This window comes from Micrococcus sp. KRD026, assembly GCF_017168445.1.
Classification (GTDB): Bacteria; Actinomycetota; Actinomycetes; order Actinomycetales; family Micrococcaceae; genus Micrococcus; species Micrococcus luteus.
This window is the reverse complement of record NZ_JABFBA010000023.1, coordinates 63,444-81,748: the sequence shown is the minus strand read 5'-3', so window position 1 is coordinate 81,748 and position 18,305 is coordinate 63,444. Positions and strand designations below refer to the sequence as shown.

Genomic DNA, 18,305 nt, shown 5'->3' with positions numbered 1-18,305 from the left:
TCCCCGTCGAGCTCGAAGAAGGTCCCCATGGCCGCGCCCGCCCGCCGCGTCTCCGCCCGTCTGTCCGCCATCGCGCCCTCCGCCACCCTCGCCGTCGACGCCCGCGCCAAGGAGCTCAAGGCCGCCGGGCGCCCGGTGATCGGCTTCGGCGCCGGCGAGCCCGACTTCCCCACCCCGGACTACATCGTGGAGGCCGCCGTCGCCGCGGCCCGGGACCCGAAGAACCACCGCTACTCCCCCGCCGCCGGCCTGCCCGAGCTGCGCGAGGCGATCGCGGCCAAGACGCTGCGCGACTCCGGCGTGTCCCTCGAGGCCGCCCAGGTGCTCGTGACCAACGGCGGGAAGCAGGCCGTGTACAACGCCTTCGCCGCCCTGCTGGACCCGCAGGACGAGGTGCTCGTCCCCGCCCCCTACTGGACCACCTACCCGGAGGCGATCCGGCTGGCCGGCGGCGTGCCGGTGGAGGTGTTCGCCGGCCCCGAGCAGGGCTACAAGGTCACCGTGGACCAGCTCGACGAGTCCGTCACGGACCGCACCAAGGTGCTCCTGTTCGTCTCCCCCTCCAACCCCACCGGCGCCGTGTACTCCCCCGAGGAGACGGCGGCGATCGGCCGGTGGGCACGGGAGCGGGGGCTGTGGGTGGTCACCGACGAGATCTACGAGCACCTGACCTACGACGGCATGCCGTTCACCTCGATCGTCCGCGCCGTGCCCGAGCTGGCGGAGCAGTCCGTGATCCTCAACGGCGTCGCCAAGACCTACGCCATGACGGGCTGGCGCGTCGGGTGGATGGCCGGCCCGCTGGACGTGGTCAAGGCCGCCACGAACCTGCAGTCCCACGCCACCTCGAACGTGGCCAACGTGTCGCAGCGGGCCGCGCTGGCCGCCGTCGCCGGCCCGTTGGACGCCGTGGCGGAGATGAAGACGGCGTTCGACCGCCGGCGCCGGGCCATGGTCGAAGCCATGGACGCCGTGCCGGGCTTCCACTGTCCCACCCCGCAGGGTGCGTTCTACGCGTACGTGGACGTGCGGGAGGCGCTCGGGAAGACCTACCGCGGCGGCGTCACCCCCGCGACGTCGGCCGAGCTGGCCGCCTTCATCCTGGACGAGGCGGAGGTCGCCGTGGTCCCGGGCGAGGCGTTCGGCCCGTCCGGCTACCTGCGACTGTCCTACGCGCTGGGCGATGCGGACCTCGCCGAGGGCGTCGAGCGCATCCGCGCCCTGCTCAGCGCCTGAGCCGCCCACCCCGCCCCTGAGCCCCGCGACGCCGCGTGCCGCGGGGCTCAGGCGTATCCGCGGCGCGCGGCCCAGCGGGTCAGCTCGTGGCGGTTGGACAGCTGGAGCTTGCGCAGCACGGAGGACACGTGGGTCTCGACCGTGCGGTCCGAGATGAACAGCTCCGCCCCGGCCTCCCGGTAGGTGTAGCCGCGGGCGATCAGCCGCATGACCTCCCGCTCCCGTGCCGAGAGCCGGTCGAGGTCCTCGTCGGGGGCCGCAGCCCCGCTCGTCGCCGCGGCGGTGACGGGCGGAGGCGCGGGCGCCGTGCCGCGGAAGGCGTCGAGGACGAACCCGGCCAGCCGGGGCGAGAACACCGCGTCGCCGTCGGCCACGCGGACCGCCGCGTCCGCCACCTCCGCGCCGGAGGCCGTCTTGGTGATGTAGCCGCGGGCCCCCGCACGGATCACGGCGACGACGTCCTCGGCCGCGTCCGAGACGGACAGGGCCAGGAACCGCTGCGCGGGTCGGCGCGCGAGGACGCGCTCGGCCACCTCCGCTCCCCGCACATCCGGGGAGGATTCCGGGAGTTCCCGGATGGGCGGGGGCCGCAGGCGGACGAGGATGGAGACATGACGAGCACACCCGACCCGTTCACCGGCCCCGGCCCCCACGTCGCCCCCGACGGAGCCGCCGCGGGCGAGACCGGCCCCGACGGACTGGACGCCCTGCCGGGCTGGCTGCGCCGCGCCGTCCTGAGCTGGGGCGTGCGCCGCTCGCCGGCCTCGTGGGTCGGCGGGGTGCTCGGCGGGGTGGCCGAGCGCTACCGCATCGACCCGCTGCTCGCCCGCGGCGTGTTCGTCGCCGTGTGCATGATCTCCGCGGGTCTGGGCCTGCTGGCCTACGCGGCCGCCTGGGCCGTGCTCCCCGACGCCGACGGACGCGTGCAGTTCGGCCGCCTGCGCCGCGGGGAGTGGCAGGACGCCACCGTGGCCATCGGCGTGATCGGGGCGATCGGCGCCCTCAATCTGCTGCTCGGCGCCGGGTTCACCCTCATCGCCCCGGCCGTGGGCGGCCCCGGCTCCCTCGTGGGCCTGGGCGCGCTGGCCGTGCTCGTCTGGTGGCTCGTGACCCGCTGGGACGGCCGGGCGCAGGCCCGCGTGGCCCCGGACCGGGTCCCCGACGCCGACCAGCCCGCCCACGCCGTGCCGCGCCCGGCCTGGTACGTCGGCGGAGGTCCGCGCGAGCGGGCGGCCGAGGTCACCGACCCGCACGGCTTCCGCCCCGAATGGATCGACCCCGCGACCGGCACCTGGCGCGACCACGTCCACTCCCGCGAGCGGCGAGCCGCGGCGCGCCTGGCCGAGGAGGCCCCCCGGGCGGCCACCGCCCCGACCGGCTCGGGGTCCGCAGCCACGGCCGCGAAGCCGCGCCTCGGGCCGATCGCGCAGGCCGCCACCTACGCCGGGGCCGTCCTCGCCGCGCTCGCCGCCCTCGGGATCAGCCTGCTGCTCGGCGTCGGTCCGACCCCCACGCTGCTGGCGGTGCCCATGCTCGTCGCCGCGCTCGCGGTGATCGCCCCCGTCCTGCTGGGCGCTCTGCTCAGCGGCCGTCGTCCCGGCACCCTCGGCCCGGCGAGCGGCATCCTCGTGGGTGCGACGGCCCTCCAGGTCGCCGTCCTCGTGGCCCTCGGCTGACCCGCCGCCCGTCGCCCGTCCCCTGACGCGACGCGGCGGGCACGCCTAGGGTGGTGCCGACCCCCACGAGAACGCCCGAGAGGACCCCCATGCGCGTCGGAATGCTCACCTCCGGAGGCGACTGCCCCGGCCTCAACGCCGTCATCCGCTCCGCCGTCCTGCACGGCATCAAGTCGTACGACATGGAGATGGTGGGCATCCGCAACGGGTGGTCCGGCCTGATCGAGAAGGACGTCGAGGACCTGCCCCGCTCCCGCGTGCGCGGCCTGGCCCGCACCGGCGGCACCATCCTCGGCACCTCCCGCACGCACCCCTACAACGCGGAGGGCGGCGGCCCGGAGAACATGCTCCGCAACCTGCGCGAGCTGGACATCGACGCCGTCATCGCGATCGGCGGCGAGGGCACCCTGGCCGGCGCGAACCGCCTGGCCGCGGACGGGCTGCCGATCGTGGGCGTGCCCAAGACGATCGACAACGACCTGCAGGGCACCGACTACACGTTCGGCTTCGACACGGCCGTGCAGATCGCCACGGACGCCATGGACCGGCTGCGCACCACGGGCGAGTCCCACCACCGCTGCATGGTCGCCGAGGTCATGGGCCGCCACGTCGGCTGGATCGCCCTGCACTCGGGCATGGCCGCCGGCGCCCACGCGATCCTCATCCCCGAGGTCCGCACCCCGATGTCCCAGGTCGCCGAGTGGGTGCAGCAGGTCCACGACCGCGGTCGCTCCCCGCTGGTCGTGGTGGCGGAGGGCTTCGTCCCCGAGGGCCACGACGATCCGCTGGCCGAGGCCGGCGTCGAGGCGTCCGGCCGGCCGCGTCTGGGCGGCATCGGCGAGTGGGTGACCCGCGAGATCGAGGAGATGACGGGCATCGAGACGCGCAGCACCATCCTGGGCCACATCCAGCGCGGCGGCGCCCCCACCGCCACGGACCGCGTGCTCTCCACGCGCTTCGGCATGGGCGCCGTCGACCTCGTCGCGCAGCGCCGCTGGGGACAGATGGTGGCGGCCAACGGCACGGAGATCATCTCCATCCCCATGAGCGCCGCTCTCAAGGGCCTCAAGAAGGTGCCGGTCTCGCGCTACGACGAGGCGAAGATCCTGTTCGGCCGGTGAGACCCGACCACCCCGCCGTCGGCGTGCTGGCCCTCGGGCTGGCGCGTCGGCTCGGCCTGCCCGACACCGCGCTGCTGCCCGGCGACGCCCCGGCGGCGGGCGCCGAGCCGCGCCGCATCGAGGTGGTCCGGCCGGATGGGGCCGAGGCGGAGGTGCTGGCCCTGCCCTGGGCCACCGTCGTGGCGGGGCCGGCGTGGTTCACGCGTGCCTGCCGCGGCGTGCCCGCCGAGGCGCTGGGCGTGGAGTCGGCCCTGCTGCGGACGGCGGTGCGCGCCGCCGCCGGGGAGGCCGTGCGCTCGCGCGGCGAGTTCACGCTCTACGCCGCCGAGGAACCGCCGCCGGTCGACCCCTCGCGCACCGTCGCCGTGTCCGACGACCCCGCCCACGTCCACGCCGCGGTCGCGCAGGCCCCCGCAGACGACGTGGCCGAGGCGGGTGTCCCCTCCTGGGAGTCCTCGGTCGCGCTCGTTCCCGACGACGGCGCGGGACGGGCGATCGAAGCCGCGGTGGCGGCGGCGGGGCATCGCGTGACGGGCGGCGTGCTGGCCTCGCTGGGCACCCTCACCCCACCGCGGCTGCGCGGTCGTGGGCTCGGCCGCTACGCGGTGGCCGTGGCGATGGACCGGGCGGCGCTGGAGGGGCTGCTGCCGTTCGCCGAGGTGCCGGCGGGCCACACGGCCGCGCACCACGTGGCGATCGCCGTCGGGCTGGAGGCGGCGGGCACGCGGACCGTCCTCGCGCTGGACTGAGCCGGCGAGTCGGTCAGCGCAGGCGGCCCACGCCGCGCGGTCGGCCGACGACCTGCCCGGCGTCCGGGGACACGAGCGGCTCCTGGCTCGCGGCGATCCAGCCGCCCTCGGCGGCACCGTCCTCGCCGGGAGCGTCCTCGCGGACCAGCAGCTCGGCGTCCACGGGCACCGTGCGCTTGAGCAGCGCCAGGGCGACGGCGCCCGCCTCATGGTGCTGGGCCGCGGCGGTGACCGTCCCCACCGGACGGGCGGCGGCGCGGGCCTCGGGCGTGTCCTCGGCCGGCCGGAGGATCACGGGGGCACCGTGCTCGGGGAGCGCGTGGACGGAGCCGTCCAGGAGCAGGCGGGTGAGGCGGCGGGGCGGGCGGCCCAGGTTGTGCACGCGCGCCACGGTCTCCTGACCGCGGTAGCAGCCCTTCTCGAGGTGCACGGCGGTGCGCAGCAGGTCCAGCTCGTGCGGGATCGCGCGGTCGTCCACGTCGAGGGCCCGGCGGGGGCGGCCGGCCTCGATGCGCAGCGCCTCGGCCGCCGTCGTGCCCGCCAGGGACCAGCCCGCGAGCACGCCCGTGCCGAGCGCGCGGACGGTGGCCTCGAGGTCGGCCCGGGTGACGAGGTACTCGCGCCAGGACCAGTCCGCACCCGGGTGGGTCGCCGGATCCGGATCGGCCGTGTAGGCCCAGCCGCCCGCCCCGACGCGCGGCCACGGGTCCAGCCACACGGTGCGGTCCTCCCAGCCGGGCACGGGCGCGGTGGCACCCACGACGGCGACCGCCCCGGTGTGGTCCCGCAGCGTGACGTCGTGGGAGAAGCGCATCGAGGTGAGCCACGCGGCCAGGCCCGGGCCGTCCTCGCGGTCCGTGACGAGCCAGGCCGCGGCGCCGTCCTCGAGGAGGTGGGCGGCGTGCTCGATCCGCCCCTGCACGTCGAGGAAGAGGATCTCGGTGCTCGTGCCGGGGGGCAGCGTCTCGACGTGCTGCGTGCCGAGCGTGTGCAGCCAGCTCAGCCGGTCCGGGCCGGACACGGAGAGCACGGCGCGGTGGGAGAGGTCGACCAGGGCGCGGCCCCGGGCGAGGGCGCGCTGCTCGGGCAGGGGACGACCGTAGTGCGCGGCGACGCCGCCGTCCGGGCCGCGGCCCTCGACGGCGCCGCCGGCCGGCCCCTGCGGCTCGGCAACGGCCAGGTCCAGCAGCGGGCTGCGGGAGGCCGTCACGACTGCTCCCCGTGCTTCCGCCCGCCGGCGCCGCGAGGACGCTCGGCCCCCGGGGCGAGCCGACCCTCGGCCGCGCTCGGCATGCGGTCCAGGATGGCGGAGGCGTGCGCCTGGAGCTCGGCACCCGCGGCGTCCGCGACGTCCCAGCGCCAGAACAGCTGCCCGTTCACGAGACCGGCCATGCGGGTGGCCCGGTGGTACGGCCCGGCGGCGGAGCCGCGCAGGATCGCGTCCGTGGCCAACTGCAGCTGCGGGCCCTTGATGCGGCCGTAGTACAGCTCGGCCAGCGAGCCCGGATGCGTGATGGTGGCGGTCAGGCCGAAGCCCTGGTCGCCGGCGCGCAGCCCCTCGACGTCCTCGGCGGAGCGGAACGCGGGGACGATGTCCGCCGGGCGCATGCCGGGGCCGACGTCGCCGTCGCGCCGCTCCCGGTCCACCTGCCAGAAGCCGGACTCCACGGTCAGCGGACGCAGCAGCGTGCCGTCCGCCTCGCACAGCCATGATTCCGCGCGGTACTCCACGAACGGCAGACCGTGCTCGGTGAAGTCCACCCGCTGGTAGAAGATCTCAGTGTCGGCGGAGCCGTCGCCGAGGCGGCCCTGGCCCTCCCAGCTGCCGATGAGCCAGGACAGGGGGGCGAGCTCTGGGGTGAGGTCGTACGGGAGTTCAGTCGCCATGGCAGATCACGGCGCGGCCCGCCAGCGGGCCGCGCGTCCTCAGCGCTGGCCCTTGAAGAGGCCGTTGATGACGACCGCGGCGACGGCGGCCATGCCCAGGCCGGCCAGGACCACGAGGGCCAGGAAGAAGATCTCGAGCGCAAGAAGGGTATCCATGCGGGACATCCTACCGAGCGGGTCGGACCTGTCAGGCCAGGAAGCCCACCATGACGTGCGCCACGACGCCGGCCGCTCCCACGGGCGCCAACGCGAGGGCGTAGCCCGCCCGGCGCGGGCGCAGGGTGGTGCCCACCGGCCGGTCCTCGGGCCGCGGCCGCGACGACGGCGCCGTGGCGGCGGTCAGGGACACCAGCACGGCCACCGCGAGCGCCGCGGCCATGACGGCCGGCCGGTCCCGGGCGCCCACGCCGGCCAGCGCGGAGACGGGCCACGCGAGCACCGTGCTGAGGGGGATGACCACGAGCGCCAGGACTCCCGGCCGGCCCTGCATCCACGGGGTGAGGCCGACGAGGGAGACCGCGGCCACCGTGACTGCCAGGGTGATGACCAGCCCGGCGACCGCGGGGGTGTCGCTCCAGCGTGAGACGGCCACCCAGCACGCTGTCACGACGGCCACGAACGCCCCGCCCATCGTGGCGACGGTGGACTCGAGGCGCAGCGGCCGGCCGGTCCCGCGCACCAGCTGGACGACGAACGAGGCCATGGTGCTCCAGGCGACGACGACGGCGAGCGGCTCGAAGAGCGTCCAGGCCCCGCTGTGGCCGTCCTCGAGCGGCGGCCACAGCAGCATGAGCAGCACCGCGACGCCCCCGGCGGCGGCCAGGGTGACGCTGAGCGAGAGGCGCGCGGGCGCCCCCATCTGCCGCGGCCAGCCCCAGGCGATGACCAGGATCACGACGGCGGCGGCGAGGGCGGCGGGGACCGGGCCCAGCAACGCGGCACCGCCCAGGACGAGGGCGGCGACGGCCGCACTCAGGGCCATGGACAAGCGCATCACCTGCCCCATCCTGCCAGGTGCGCACCGGCTCGGCCCTGGGCGGGCGACGGCGGGGCGCACCTCGCGGGCCACCGCCCTCCTTCCGTAGGGTGACCGGCATGGCCGAACACCCCACCCCCACGACCTCCGACGCCGACGAAACGCCGCGCGTCGTCACCCCGCGCCCGGAGGAGGCGTCCGCCGTCCTGGACCTGGCCGACCGCGCCGGGGCGGCGGACGGTCATCCCCCGCTCTCGGACCAGACGCGCGTGCTGTTGGCCCGCGGCGGGCAGCTCTGGTGGGGGGCCACCCGGGGCCCGGACGGGGCGATCGACGGGGCGGCCGTGCTCGTGCCGGAGGGCGCGGCGGCCGTGCTCGAGCTCGTCGTCGACCCGTCCGCACGCCGCACCGGACGGGGGACGGCCCTAGCCGACGCCGCGGCCGCCGCGGTCCGAGACCTGGCGCGGGAGGACACCACGAGCGTCTGGGCCCACGGCATGCTCCCGGGGGCGGTCCGGCTCGCCCGGCGGCACGGCCTCGAGCCCGTCCGCGAGCTGCGCCGGATGCGCCTGTCGCACGCGGCGCTCGCCGCCCTGCCGGAGGTGCGGCTCGCCGACGGGGTGGCCCTGCGCGGCTTCGTCCCCGGCCAGGACGAGCAGGCCTGGCTGGACGTAAACGCCGCCGCCTTCGCAGACCACCCCGAACAGGGCAGCCTGACCCGCGCCGACCTCGAGGACCGCATGGCGGAGGACTGGTTCGACCCCGACGGCCTCCTGCTCGCCGCCCGCGAGGCGGACGGGCGGCTGCTCGGCTTCCACTGGACGAAGGTGGAGCCGGATGTCGGAGGCGACGGCCCGCGCGTCGGGGAGGTGTACGCCGTGGGCGTCTCCCCCGAGGCCCAGGGCCTCGGCCTCGGCCGGGCCCTGACGCTGGCGGGGCTGCACCGGATGGCGGAGCAGGGGGTCGACGTCGTGGACCTGTACGTGGACGCGGACAACACGGCCGCCGTCGCCCTCTACACGTCCCTCGGCTTCGAGCTGTTCGCCGCCGACGCCCAGTACCGCCGCCCCTGAGACCCCCGGGCGGGGACCGACCGTGCACATTCCGGCGGCCTCGTATCCTGGTGGGGCCGGCCCCTGCGGGGTCGGCCACGCCCCGTGCCCTGCCCCAGCAGTCGTCGCGGCCGCCGCACCCGAGAGGAACCCGCCCCATGCCCTCGTCCCACGCCGACCGCGTCGCCCGCTGGTCCACGGAGGACCGCGTCTCGGAAGGTCCCCGCGCCGAGGTGCTGGCCGCCGGCATGCTGCCGTGGCGCCGCGTGCCCGGCGGCCTCGAGGTGATGGTGATCCACCGGCCCCGCTATGACGACTGGTCGTGGCCCAAGGGCAAGCTCGATCCGGGTGAGACGCTGCCGGAGTGCGCGGTGCGCGAGCTGCGCGAGGAGGTCGGCCTCGAGCTGAGGCCGGGCATCCCGCTGTGCCTGACCGAGTACGAGGTGCCCGGCAAGCGGGGGGCCCGTCGGAGCAAGGAGGTCTGGTACTGGGCCGCCGAGGTCGACGGCCAGCGCGCCCTCCCCGACGGCGACGAGGTGGACGAGGTCCGCTGGGTCGGGCCGGACGAGGCCCGGCGGCTGCTGACGAACGACTCGGATCGCGAACCGCTCGACCTGCTGCTGCGTGCCGCCTCTCGGGGGCGCCTGCGGACCGTGCCGCTGCTGGTGCTGCGCCACGCCAAGGCCAAGCCCCGCTCCTCGTGGTCCCGCGCCGAGCAGGAGCGTCCGCTGGCGGCGACGGGCCGGCGGCAGGCGCTCGCCGTCGAGGGCCTCGTGGGGGCCTGGCGGCCGGAGCGGCTGGTCTCCTCCCCGTGGCGCCGCTGCGTGGAGACGCTGGCCCCGCTCGTGAAGTCCAGCCGGCTGCCGCTGAAGACCAAGGGCGCCTTCACGGAGACCACGGCCCGGGAGAAGCCCAAGAAGACCCGCAAGGTGATGGCCGAGCTCATGGGCCGCTCCCAGCCCCTGGTCGTGTGCACGCACCGGCCGGTGCTGCCGACGCTGTTCGAGGTGATCGAGGACGCGGCCGCCGGCCAGGCGGACCGCGTGCTGCGGGCCCTGCCGACCGAGGATCCGTGGCTGCGGCCCGGCGCCGTGCTCGTGGCGCACCGCGCCCTCGACCTCGACGGCGACGTGGTGGCCGTCGAGGTCTACGACCCCTGGGACGACTGAGCCGCCCGCACAGGCCTCGGCCCGCACGACCGGGCCACCGTTGAGCAGGTCCGCCCCCGGCCCTAGGCTCGGGTCATGGAGAACACCGCCGCCCAGAGCCAGCCCGAGAAGATCGTCCACGAGCGCCTCACGGTGACCCGGGACCCGGACCGACAGCGCTTCGAGCTGCGCCAGGACGGGACGTTCATCGGGTTCCTCGGCTACGACCAGGAGACCGTGCGCGGCGAGGACGGCGAGGACACCGTGGTCCTGCGCCTGCAGCACACCATCATCGACGAGCAGTTCGGCCGCCGCGGCTTTGCCCGCGCCCTCGTGACCATGGTCCTGGACCGGCTGCGCGCGGAGGGTGACCGGATCGTGCCCGAGTGCTCCTACGTGGAGGACTACCTGCGCCGCTACCCCGAGTACCAGGACATGGTGTTCCACGGCTGACCGGGGGCGGGGCCCTGCCCTGCCGGTACCCGCCTGCGCCGGGCCGTCGACGACGCTCAGCGCTTCCGCTCGGATCGCTAGAGTGGGCCGGGTGAGCATCCCCACCCCCTACGAGGACCTCCTCGCCGAGGTGATGGCCCACGGGGCCGTCAAGACGGACCGGACCGGCACGGGCACGCGCAGCGTGTTCGGCCGCCAGCTGCGCTTCGACCTGGCCGAGTCCTTCCCCCTGATCACCACCAAGCGCGTGCACTTCAAGTCGGTCGCGCTCGAGCTGCTGTGGTTCCTGCGCGGGGACTCGAACGTGCGGTGGCTCCAGGAGCGCGGCGTGCGGATCTGGAACGAGTGGGCGGACGAGGACGGCGAGCTCGGCCCCGTCTACGGCGTGCAGTGGCGCTCGTGGCCCACCCCGGACGGGGGCCACATCGACCAGATCGCCAAGGTCGTGGAGCAGATCCGGACGAACCCCGACTCGCGCCGGCACATCGTCACCGCGTGGAACCCCGCCGAGGTCGACGAGATGGCGCTGCCGCCGTGCCACGCGCTGTTCCAGTTCTACGTCTCCCCCGGTCAGGACGGCGCCCCCGGGCGGCTCTCATGCCAGCTCTACCAGCGCTCGGCGGACCTGTTCCTCGGCGTGCCGTTCAACATCGCCTCGTACGCGCTGCTCACGGTGATGGTCGCGCAGCAGACCGGGCTGACGCCCGGCGAGTTCGTGTGGACCGGTGGGGACGCGCACATCTACGCGAACCACGAGGAGCAGGTGCGCGAGCAGCTCTCCCGCGAGCCGTACCCGTACCCGCGGCTGCGGCTGCGGCGCACCCCCGCGTCGATCTTCGACTACGACTACGAGGACTTCGAGGTCCTCGACTACCGTCACCACCCCACCATCACGGCGCCGATCGCCGTCTGAGCCGAGGATGCGCAGCGACCCCATGAGCCGGGCCACCCGTCCCACCGAGCCCGTGATCGCCATGATCTGGGCCCAGACCCCCGAGCGCGTCATCGGCCGCGACGGCACCATGCCGTGGCACGTGCCCGAGGACCTCGCCCACTTCCGGGCCCACACGCACGGCCACCCCGTGATCATGGGCCGGCGCACGTGGGAGTCGTTCCCGGCGCGGTTCCGCCCGCTGCCCGGGCGCACGAACATCGTGGTCTCCCGCACCCTGACGGCCACCGAGGAGGCCGGCGCGGAGCTGCGGGCCGCGGGTGCCGTCGTCGTGCCGGGCTTCGGGGCGGCCCTGGCCGCCGCGGCCGAGGCCGACGGCTGTGACACCGTGTGGGTGATCGGCGGGGCGACGCTCTACGAGCAGGCCCTCGACGTGGCCTCGCGCGCCGAGGTGACCGTGATCGACGCCGACGTCGACGGCGACACGCACGCCCCGCTGCTCGACGCCCGCTGGCGGCGCACCGCCGTCGAGCCCGCCCCCGACGCGTGGCTGGACTCCGCCTCCGGCCCGCGCCACCGCTTCGAACGATGGGAACGCGACTGACATGGCCCCGACCGACTCCGACCAGCGTCTGCTCTCCCCGCAGGCGGTCTCGTTCCTCGCGCTCGTCGTCCTGCCCGTGCTGGCGTTCGTGTGCGCCGTGTTCGGGCTGATCCTCGTGCTGCAGGGCAAGACCATCGCCGGGCTGGTGTTCCTGCTCGTGCTGACCCAGGTGTTCGCCGTGGGCGGTCTCATCGCGTGGAACAGGCGGAAGCGTGCGCAGCAGGGCCGCTAGCCTGGAGGGCATGACTTCCGCTGCCCCCGCATCTGTGAACGCCCCCGACGCGGCCGCCGTGCCCACCGTGGGCCTGGTCGGCTGGCGCGGCATGGTGGGGTCCGTCCTCCTGCAGCGCATGGCCGAGGAGGGCGACTTCGCCCGTATCCATCCCGTCTTCTTCTCCACGTCCAACGCCGGCGGTCCCGCGCCCGTGCTCGAGGGCATGGCCGGTGACCCGGGCGTGCTCCAGGACGCGTACGACGTGGACGCGCTCAAGGCCCTGCCCGTGATCCTCACCGCGCAGGGCGGGGACTACACGCAGGCCGTGTACCCGAAGCTGCGCGCCGCCGGCTGGGACGGCATCTGGATCGACGCCGCCTCCACCCTGCGCATGGCGGACACCTCCGTGATCGCGCTGGATCCCGTGAACCGCGGCGTGATCGACGCCGCCCTGGCGAACGGGACGAAGGACTTCATCGGCGGCAACTGCACCGTGTCCTGCATGCTCATGGGCCTGGGTGGCCTGTTCAAGGCGGGCCTGGTCGAGTGGGGCACCGCCATGACCTACCAGGCGGCCTCCGGCGGCGGTGCCCGGCACATGCGCGAGCTGCTCACCCAGTACGCCGAGCTGGGCGGCGCGGTGCGGGCCGAGCTGGCCGATCCGGCGTCGGCGATCCTCGAGATCGACCGCAAGGTGATCGAGCTGCAGCGCGGCGGCCTGGACTCGACGCAGTTCGGCGTGCCGCTGGGCGGCTCGCTGATCCCCTGGATCGACTCCGACCTGGGCGACGGCGTCTCCCGCGAGGAGCGCAAGGCCTACGACGAGACCAACAAGGTGCTCGGGCTGACCGGGGCGGACCGGATCCCGTTCGACTCGCTGTGCGTGCGGATCGGCGCCATGCGCTCGCACTCGCAGGCCCTCACCCTCAAGCTCACCCAGGACGTGCCGCTGGACGAGGTCGAGCAGATCATCGCCGCGGACAACGAGTGGGTGCAGGTGGTGCCGAACACCAAGGAGGTCACGGTCACCGACCTGACCCCGATCGCCGCGACCGGCACCCTGCAGATCCCCGTCGGCCGGCTGCGCAAGCTCAACATGGGTCCCGAGTACCTGTCGGCGTTCACCGTCGGCGACCAGCTGCTGTGGGGTGCGGCCGAGCCCGTGCGTCGCATGCTGATGATCGCCACCGGCAACCTCTGAGCCGCGACGCCGGCGCCGCGGCGCGCGCGGGGACCCGGCCCCGCACCGGACCCCGGACCCGGCTCCCGTTTTCGTTCGGGAAACGGCGGGTGTTCGGGCGTTGTCGTTCGGGAAACGGCGCCCGCGCCGCCAAGGCGCGCCGTTTCCCGAACGAAAGCACTCCTGGCGGCGCCGTTTCCCGAACGAAAGCACTCCTGGCGGCGCCGTTTCCCGAACGAAAGTGAGGGGTCAGAGGCTGGTGCCGATGATCATCGGCTCGGGGTGCAGCTCGACGCCGAAGCGTTCGCGCACGCCGTCGCGCACGGTGCGCGCGACCGTCAGGACGTCCTCGGTGGTCGCGTCGCCGCGGTTGGTCATGGCGAGGGTGTGCTTCGTGGACACCGACGCGCGGCCCCCGGCCAGGCCGGTGCCGTCGGCTCCGCGGCCGTCCGGCCCGCCCTCGCGGGGGGCGACCTCGGGCAGCCCGAAGCCCTTCGCGAAGCCCGCGCGATCGATCAGCCAGGCCGCCGAGAGCTTCACGAGCGGCGTCCCGTCCTCGGCCTGGCCGGCGGCGAACGCCGGGGCGCCGTCGGGCAGGGAGGCCCGCACGGACGCGGGCACGATCGGGTTTGTGAAGTAGCTGCCCGTGGACCACGTGTCCGGGTCCGCCGGATCGGACACCATCCCCTTGGCGGCGCGCAGGGCCAGCACCTCGCGGCGGACCACCGCGAGCGGGGCATGGGCGCCCTCCTCGACGTCGAGCGCGGCCGCCAGCTGCCCGTAGCGGACCGGCGCCGTCGGCTCGGCGTCGGAGGAGGCGCGACGCAGCCGCAGGTCGATCGAGAGCACGATCCACCGGGGACTCGGCGCGCCGGTCTCCAGCATGGAGCGCTTGATCACGGAGTCGCGGTAGCCGAAGCGCAGGTCCGCGGGCGTCAGCTCGACGACGTCGCCCGCCTCCCGGTCCCACGCGCGCAGGGCGACGAGCACCTGCGAGACGTCCGCGCCGTACGCGCCGACGTTCTGCACGGGCGTCGCGCCGGCCGAGCCCGGGATGCCCGAGAGCGCCTCGATCCCGCCGAGCCCGTGCGCCACGGTCCATGCGACGGCGTCGTCCCACGGATGGCCCGCCGCGACCCGCACGACGACGGCCTCCCCCTCGTGGCCCGCGAGCCGGGCCCCGTCGCCGACGGGCGGCGCCTCACCCTCGCCGGGCACCGGCCCGTCCAGCACCCCGATGCCCTCGAAGGCCAGCCGCACGACGGTGCCGGGGAAGCCGGAGTCCGCCATGAGGGTGTTGGAACCGCCGCCGAGGACGAACAGGGGCTCGCCCGCCGCGTCGGCGGCGCGCACGGCCTCGATCGCCTCAGCCTCGGTGCGCGCGGTGACCCACGCGCGCGCAGGCCCGCCGACGCGGGTGGTGGTGTGGTCCGCCAGCCGCTCGCTCACGCGCTCTCCCCCACGGGGTCGGCCAGACGGACCACGGCCTGCGCCTTGGTCAGCACGCGCGGCTTCGCCGCGTCCGGGTTGGTGACGTTCAGGTCGATCCGCACGGTCCCGGCGGCCTCGTCCACGGCGCCGACCGTGCCGACGACCTCGAGCGTGGCGCCGGGGACGGGCGCGCCGTCGTCGTCCGTGCGGACCGTGGTGTCCGCGACGGGCACCATGCCGGTGAAGCGGGTCTGGTAGTCGACGACGGCGCCCGGGTCGCCCGCCCAGTCCGAGACGAGCTGCACGGCCGCGCCCATGGTGAGCATCCCGTGGGCGATGACGCCGGGCAGGCCGACGTGCTCGGCGAACGACGGGGACCAGTGGATCGGGTTGCGGTCGCCGGAGGCACCCGCGTAGGCGACGAGGTCGGCGCGGGTGAACGTGACGGTGCGCGTGCCGACCACCTCGCCCCGGGCGAGGTCGGACAGGCGGGGGGCGGTGCTCATCAGGACTCCTCTCCCCGGACCAGCAGGGTGGACGTGACGGTGGAGACGGCCGCGCCGTCCAGATCCGCGATCTCGGTGACGGTGGTGACCATGCGGTTGCCGCCGAGGGACTTCACGGCCTCGACCCGCACGGTCGCCACGACCTCGTCCCCGGCCACCAGCGGGCGGTGGTGGACGAAGCGCTCGTCCGCGTGGACCACGCGCGAGAAGTCGATGCCCAGCTCGGGATCGGCGACGACGGCGGCCTCGGCGCGCTGGGCGATGACGACGGCGAAGGTCGGGGGGGCGACCAGGTCGGCGTGTCCCAGGGCCCGGGCGGCCGCGACGTCGTGGTGCGCGGGATGCTGGGCCTGCACGGCCTCGGCGAAGCCGCGGACCGCCTCACGACCGACCTGGAAGGGGGGCGCGGGCGGATAGCTCCGCCCGGCGACGTCGGGGTTCACGCTCAACTCGGGCCTCCTGCGGGACGGTTCTCGACTGCCGTCCAGCCTAACGGCCGGGGCGCCGCTCCCCCTGCCGGCGGGCGGCCTGGCGGAAGCGCACGAGCTGAGCGGACAGGTGAACGGCGACGCCCGCGCCGAGCACGCCCAGGGCGGTCCCGGAGACGGCGAGGCGTCCGGTGGTGCCGCCGACGACCGCCAGCACGATGCCCACGAGGAACAGCGCGGAGCCGGTCAGCACGAGGGTCCGGTACAGCCGGGAGCCGTGCTCCCACGGGGAGACGAAGCCGCGGGGCGCGGCGGTGCCGCGGGTGGGCTGGTGGGCGGGGCGACGCGTGGACATGCCCGCCAGGCTACCGGGGCGACGGACGGGCCCCGGAACGCGAAAGGACCCGGCCCCTCCGAGGAGGTGACCGGGTCCGTCCGATTCCGTAGCGGCGGGGGGACTCGATCCCCCGACCTCACGATTATGAGTCGTGCGCTCTAACCAGCTGAGCTACGCCGCCACGACACGAGAACGCCCGCACTCACGGTTTTCACGCCGCGAGGGCGGGCTCTCATGTCAGAGCCCCGACCGGGAATCGATCCCGGGACCTCCATCTTACCAAGATGGCGCTCTACCACTGAGCTATCGGGGCAACGAGGTGAGACTCTACCAGGGCCCCGGGGCCGATGCAAAATCGGCCCCGGTCACGGCCTCCGGCGGGGTCGGCACCCCGGCGGAATCAGCGGCGGGCGCCCCGATCCGAGCGCTCCTGGGCGCCCCAGCGGGGCTTGCGGCCGCCGGGGCGTCCCCTGCGGTCGCCACGGAAGCTGCGGTCGTCCCGGTCCTTGCGGAAGCCGCCACGATCCTCGCGGGAGCCGCGGTCGTCCCGGTCCTTGCGGTACCCGCCGCGCTGGCCGCCGTCGCGGTCCCCGCGGAAGCCGCCGCGCTCGCCGCGCTCGCCGCGGTCCTTGCGGAAGCCGCCGCGGCGCTCACCGCGGTCCTCGCCGTCGCGCTCGGCGCGGGTCGGGCGGCCGGTGTCCTTGCGCAGGCCGAGGCGACGGCCGTTGATCTCGGCGTTGGCCGCGGCCTCGAGCTGGGCCGAGGTCAGGTCTGCCGGCAGCTCGACGAGCGAGTGGTTGCCACGCAGGTCGATCGCGCCGATGGCCGAGGCGGGCAGGCCCACCTCGTTCGCCAGCGCGCCCACGATGTTGCCCGGCCGCACACGGTCCTGGTGGCCGACGGCGATCCAGTACGTCGCGTTGCCGGCCGCGGGCTCCCGGGCCGGGCCACGCGAGCCGCGGCCGTCGCTCGCGCCGCGCTCACGGCCGCCGTCGCGCCCACCCTCGCGACCGCCGTCGCGGTCCTTGCGGCCCCGGCCGCCGCCGGACGGGATCTCCTGTTCGCGGGCCAGCAGCGGGCGGCCGCCCTGGGCCATCATGCCCAGCGCGGCGGCCACACGCGCCGGCTCGACCTCGTGCTCGTCGACGTACGCGGCGACGATCTCACCGAACACCGCCAGCTCCTCCTCCGAGGCGCGCTCGAGGGTGCGGGTGATGCCGTCGGCGAAGCGGCGCTTGCGGGCCGCGTTGACGTCGGCGACGGAGGGCACGGCCATCTCCTCGACCTGCTGGCGGGTGGTCCGCTCGATCTGCTTGAGCAGGAAGCGCTCGCGCGGGGTCATGAAGAGCACGGCGTCGCCCTGCCGGCCGGCGCGGCCGGTGCGGCCGATGCGGTGCACGTAGGACTCCGCGTCCTGCGGAATGTCGTAGTTGACCACGAGCGAGATGCGCTCGACGTCGAGGCCGCGGGCGGCGACGTCGGTGGCCACGAGGATGTCCACGCGGCCGGCCTTCAGGTCCTCGACGGTCTTCTCGCGCTGCTTCTGGGCGACGTCGCCGGAGATGGCCACGGCCTTGAACCCGGCGCGCGTGAGCTTCTGGGCGAGCTCCTCGGTACCGGCACGGGTGCGCACGAAGGCGATGACGCCGTCGTGCTCCTCGGTCTCGAGGATCCGGCTCAGGGCCTCGAACTTCCACTGGTGACCCACCTGCAGGTAGCGCTGGCGGATGGTGGCGGACGTCGTCGACTGACGGGCGACGGCCACCTCCTCCGGGGCGTTCAGGTACTGGGCGGAGATGCGGCGGATGGCCGGGGGCATGGTGGCGGAGAACAGCGCGGTCTGCTTCGTGTCCGGGGTGGAGGCGAGGATGCGGTCCACCTCCTCCGCGAAGCCCATGCGCAGCATCTCGTCCGCCTCGTCCAGCACGAGGGTCTGCAGGTCGGAGAGGTCCAGCGAGCCGCGCTCGAGGTGGTCGATCACGCGGCCCGGCGTGCCGACGACGACCTGGGCGCCGCGGCGCAGCGCGGAGAGCTGGGGGCCGTAGGGCGAACCGCCGTAGACGGCCAGCACGGACACGTCGCCGAGATGCTTGGCGTACGCGTCGAAGGCCTCGGCGAGCTGGAGCGCGAGCTCGCGCGTGGGGGCCAGGGCGAGGATCTGCGGGGCGTTGGCGCGCCCGTTGACGTCCGAGGCCTCCGCCAGGCGGGAGAGCGCCGGCAGCGCGAACGCGCCGGTCTTGCCGGTGCCGGTCTGGGCGAGGCCCACGACGTCGCGGCCGTCCAGCAGCAGCGGGATGGTCGCCTCCTGGATCGGCGAGGGGCGGGTGTAGCCCAGGTCCTCGACGGCGGCCAGCACGCGGGCGTCCAGGCCGAGGTCCAGGAAGGTGGGGCCGGCGGGCCCGGCCGGGGCCTCGG

19 protein-coding genes, 2 tRNA genes and 1 pseudogene are annotated in these 18,305 nt (G+C 75.2%); 11 read left to right on the top strand and 11 right to left on the bottom strand.

The window, feature by feature from the left end; all coding sequences use genetic code 11:
* Window positions 1-27 precede the first annotated feature (27 nt).
* Complete coding sequence (locus tag J1M40_RS07960; protein WP_170721029.1) at window positions 28-1,236, top strand: pyridoxal phosphate-dependent aminotransferase; 1,209 nt, start codon at window positions 28-30, stop codon at window positions 1,234-1,236.
* A 47-nt stretch (window positions 1,237-1,283) separates the two neighbouring features.
* Here J1M40_RS07960 and J1M40_RS07955 read toward each other — a convergent pair.
* Window positions 1,284-1,733: pseudogene (locus tag J1M40_RS07955) on the bottom strand (DNA-binding response regulator); the annotation flags it as partial.
* A 114-nt stretch (window positions 1,734-1,847) separates the two neighbouring features.
* Between J1M40_RS07955 and J1M40_RS07950 the strand changes: the two are divergent.
* The 3 genes from J1M40_RS07950 to J1M40_RS07940 all read left to right on the top strand — a co-directional run bounded on the left by J1M40_RS07950 (window position 1,848) and on the right by J1M40_RS07940 (window position 4,782).
* Entirely contained in the window at window positions 1,848-2,912 is a 1,065-nt protein-coding gene (locus J1M40_RS07950) for a PspC domain-containing protein (RefSeq protein WP_170721036.1), read from the top strand.
* 89 nt (window positions 2,913-3,001) lie between these two features.
* Window positions 3,002-4,033: a 6-phosphofructokinase gene (locus J1M40_RS07945; protein WP_036317733.1), complete on the top strand. Its 1,032-nt coding sequence runs from the start codon at window positions 3,002-3,004 to the stop codon at window positions 4,031-4,033.
* Window positions 4,030-4,782 carry a hypothetical protein gene (locus J1M40_RS07940; protein ID WP_036317731.1) on the top strand — a complete coding sequence of 251 codons (753 nt, stop codon included), beginning with the start codon at window positions 4,030-4,032 and terminating at the stop codon, window positions 4,780-4,782. The genes J1M40_RS07945 and J1M40_RS07940 overlap by 4 nt, the downstream gene beginning before the upstream one ends.
* A gap of 13 nt (window positions 4,783-4,795) precedes the next feature.
* Here J1M40_RS07940 and J1M40_RS07935 read toward each other — a convergent pair whose 3' ends face one another.
* From J1M40_RS07935 to J1M40_RS07925, 3 genes are all read right to left on the bottom strand, one after another.
* On the bottom strand, window positions 4,796-5,992 hold the full coding sequence (locus J1M40_RS07935) for a folate-binding protein YgfZ (protein ID WP_036317728.1): 1,197 nt from the start codon (window positions 5,990-5,992) through the stop codon (window positions 4,796-4,798).
* Window positions 5,989-6,669 carry an FABP family protein gene (locus tag J1M40_RS07930; protein ID WP_036317725.1) on the bottom strand — a complete coding sequence of 227 codons (681 nt, stop codon included), beginning with the start codon at window positions 6,667-6,669 and terminating at the stop codon, window positions 5,989-5,991. Before J1M40_RS07930 ends, J1M40_RS07935 begins: the two co-directional genes overlap by 4 nt.
* 187 nt (window positions 6,670-6,856) lie before the next feature.
* Window positions 6,857-7,663: a hypothetical protein gene (locus J1M40_RS07925; protein ID WP_235187771.1), complete on the bottom strand. Its 807-nt coding sequence runs from the start codon at window positions 7,661-7,663 to the stop codon at window positions 6,857-6,859.
* Between the two features lie 101 nt (window positions 7,664-7,764).
* Between J1M40_RS07925 and mshD the strand changes: the two genes are divergently transcribed.
* From mshD to asd, 7 genes are all read left to right on the top strand, one after another.
* Window positions 7,765-8,718 (top strand): mycothiol synthase, encoded by a 954-nt coding sequence (gene mshD / locus J1M40_RS07920; RefSeq protein ID WP_036317721.1) that lies wholly within the window; start codon window positions 7,765-7,767, stop codon window positions 8,716-8,718.
* Window positions 8,719-8,855: 137 nt separating this feature from the next.
* Window positions 8,856-9,866: an NUDIX hydrolase gene (locus tag J1M40_RS07915; RefSeq protein WP_036317719.1), complete on the top strand. Its 1,011-nt coding sequence runs from the start codon at window positions 8,856-8,858 to the stop codon at window positions 9,864-9,866.
* Between the two features lie 75 nt (window positions 9,867-9,941).
* A complete protein-coding gene (locus J1M40_RS07910) occupies window positions 9,942-10,298 on the top strand; it encodes a GNAT family N-acetyltransferase (protein ID WP_002854752.1) in 357 nt (118 codons plus the stop codon).
* Window positions 10,299-10,380: 82 nt separating this feature from the next.
* Window positions 10,381-11,211 (top strand): thymidylate synthase, encoded by an 831-nt coding sequence (locus tag J1M40_RS07905; protein ID WP_206450668.1) that lies wholly within the window; start codon window positions 10,381-10,383, stop codon window positions 11,209-11,211.
* Between the two features lie 22 nt (window positions 11,212-11,233).
* Window positions 11,234-11,794 carry a dihydrofolate reductase gene (locus J1M40_RS07900; protein ID WP_206450667.1) on the top strand — a complete coding sequence of 187 codons (561 nt, stop codon included), beginning with the start codon at window positions 11,234-11,236 and terminating at the stop codon, window positions 11,792-11,794.
* Window position 11,795: 1 nt separating this feature from the next.
* Window positions 11,796-12,026 (top strand): NF038396 family protein, encoded by a 231-nt coding sequence (locus tag J1M40_RS07895; RefSeq protein WP_206450666.1) that lies wholly within the window; start codon window positions 11,796-11,798, stop codon window positions 12,024-12,026.
* 10 nt (window positions 12,027-12,036) lie between these two features.
* Entirely contained in the window at window positions 12,037-13,209 is a 1,173-nt protein-coding gene (gene asd, locus J1M40_RS07890; protein ID WP_206450665.1) for an aspartate-semialdehyde dehydrogenase, read from the top strand.
* Window positions 13,210-13,437: 228 nt separating this feature from the next.
* Here the strand turns inward: asd and J1M40_RS07885 are convergent, their stop codons facing one another.
* From J1M40_RS07885 to J1M40_RS07855, 7 genes are all read right to left on the bottom strand, one after another.
* A complete protein-coding gene (locus tag J1M40_RS07885; RefSeq protein WP_206450664.1) occupies window positions 13,438-14,637 on the bottom strand; it encodes a UDP-N-acetylmuramate dehydrogenase in 1,200 nt (399 codons plus the stop codon).
* On the bottom strand, window positions 14,634-15,125 hold the full coding sequence (locus J1M40_RS07880) for a MaoC/PaaZ C-terminal domain-containing protein (protein ID WP_206450663.1): 492 nt from the start codon (window positions 15,123-15,125) through the stop codon (window positions 14,634-14,636). Before J1M40_RS07880 ends, J1M40_RS07885 begins: the two co-directional genes overlap by 4 nt.
* Window positions 15,125-15,574, bottom strand: a complete 450-nt coding sequence (locus J1M40_RS07875) for a MaoC family dehydratase N-terminal domain-containing protein (protein WP_010080353.1) — start codon at window positions 15,572-15,574, stop codon at window positions 15,125-15,127. The genes J1M40_RS07880 and J1M40_RS07875 overlap by 1 nt, the downstream gene beginning before the upstream one ends.
* A gap of 40 nt (window positions 15,575-15,614) precedes the next feature.
* A complete protein-coding gene (locus J1M40_RS07870) occupies window positions 15,615-15,908 on the bottom strand; it encodes a hypothetical protein (RefSeq protein WP_041103577.1) in 294 nt (97 codons plus the stop codon).
* Window positions 15,909-15,997: 89 nt separating this feature from the next.
* Window positions 15,998-16,071: transfer RNA gene (locus J1M40_RS07865), tRNA-Met, on the bottom strand.
* A 60-nt stretch (window positions 16,072-16,131) separates the two neighbouring features.
* Window positions 16,132-16,203 (bottom strand) — tRNA-Thr (locus J1M40_RS07860).
* Between the two features lie 87 nt (window positions 16,204-16,290).
* A partial coding sequence (locus J1M40_RS07855) for a DEAD/DEAH box helicase (RefSeq protein ID WP_206450662.1) occupies window positions 16,291-18,305 on the bottom strand: 2,015 nt, incomplete at its 5' end.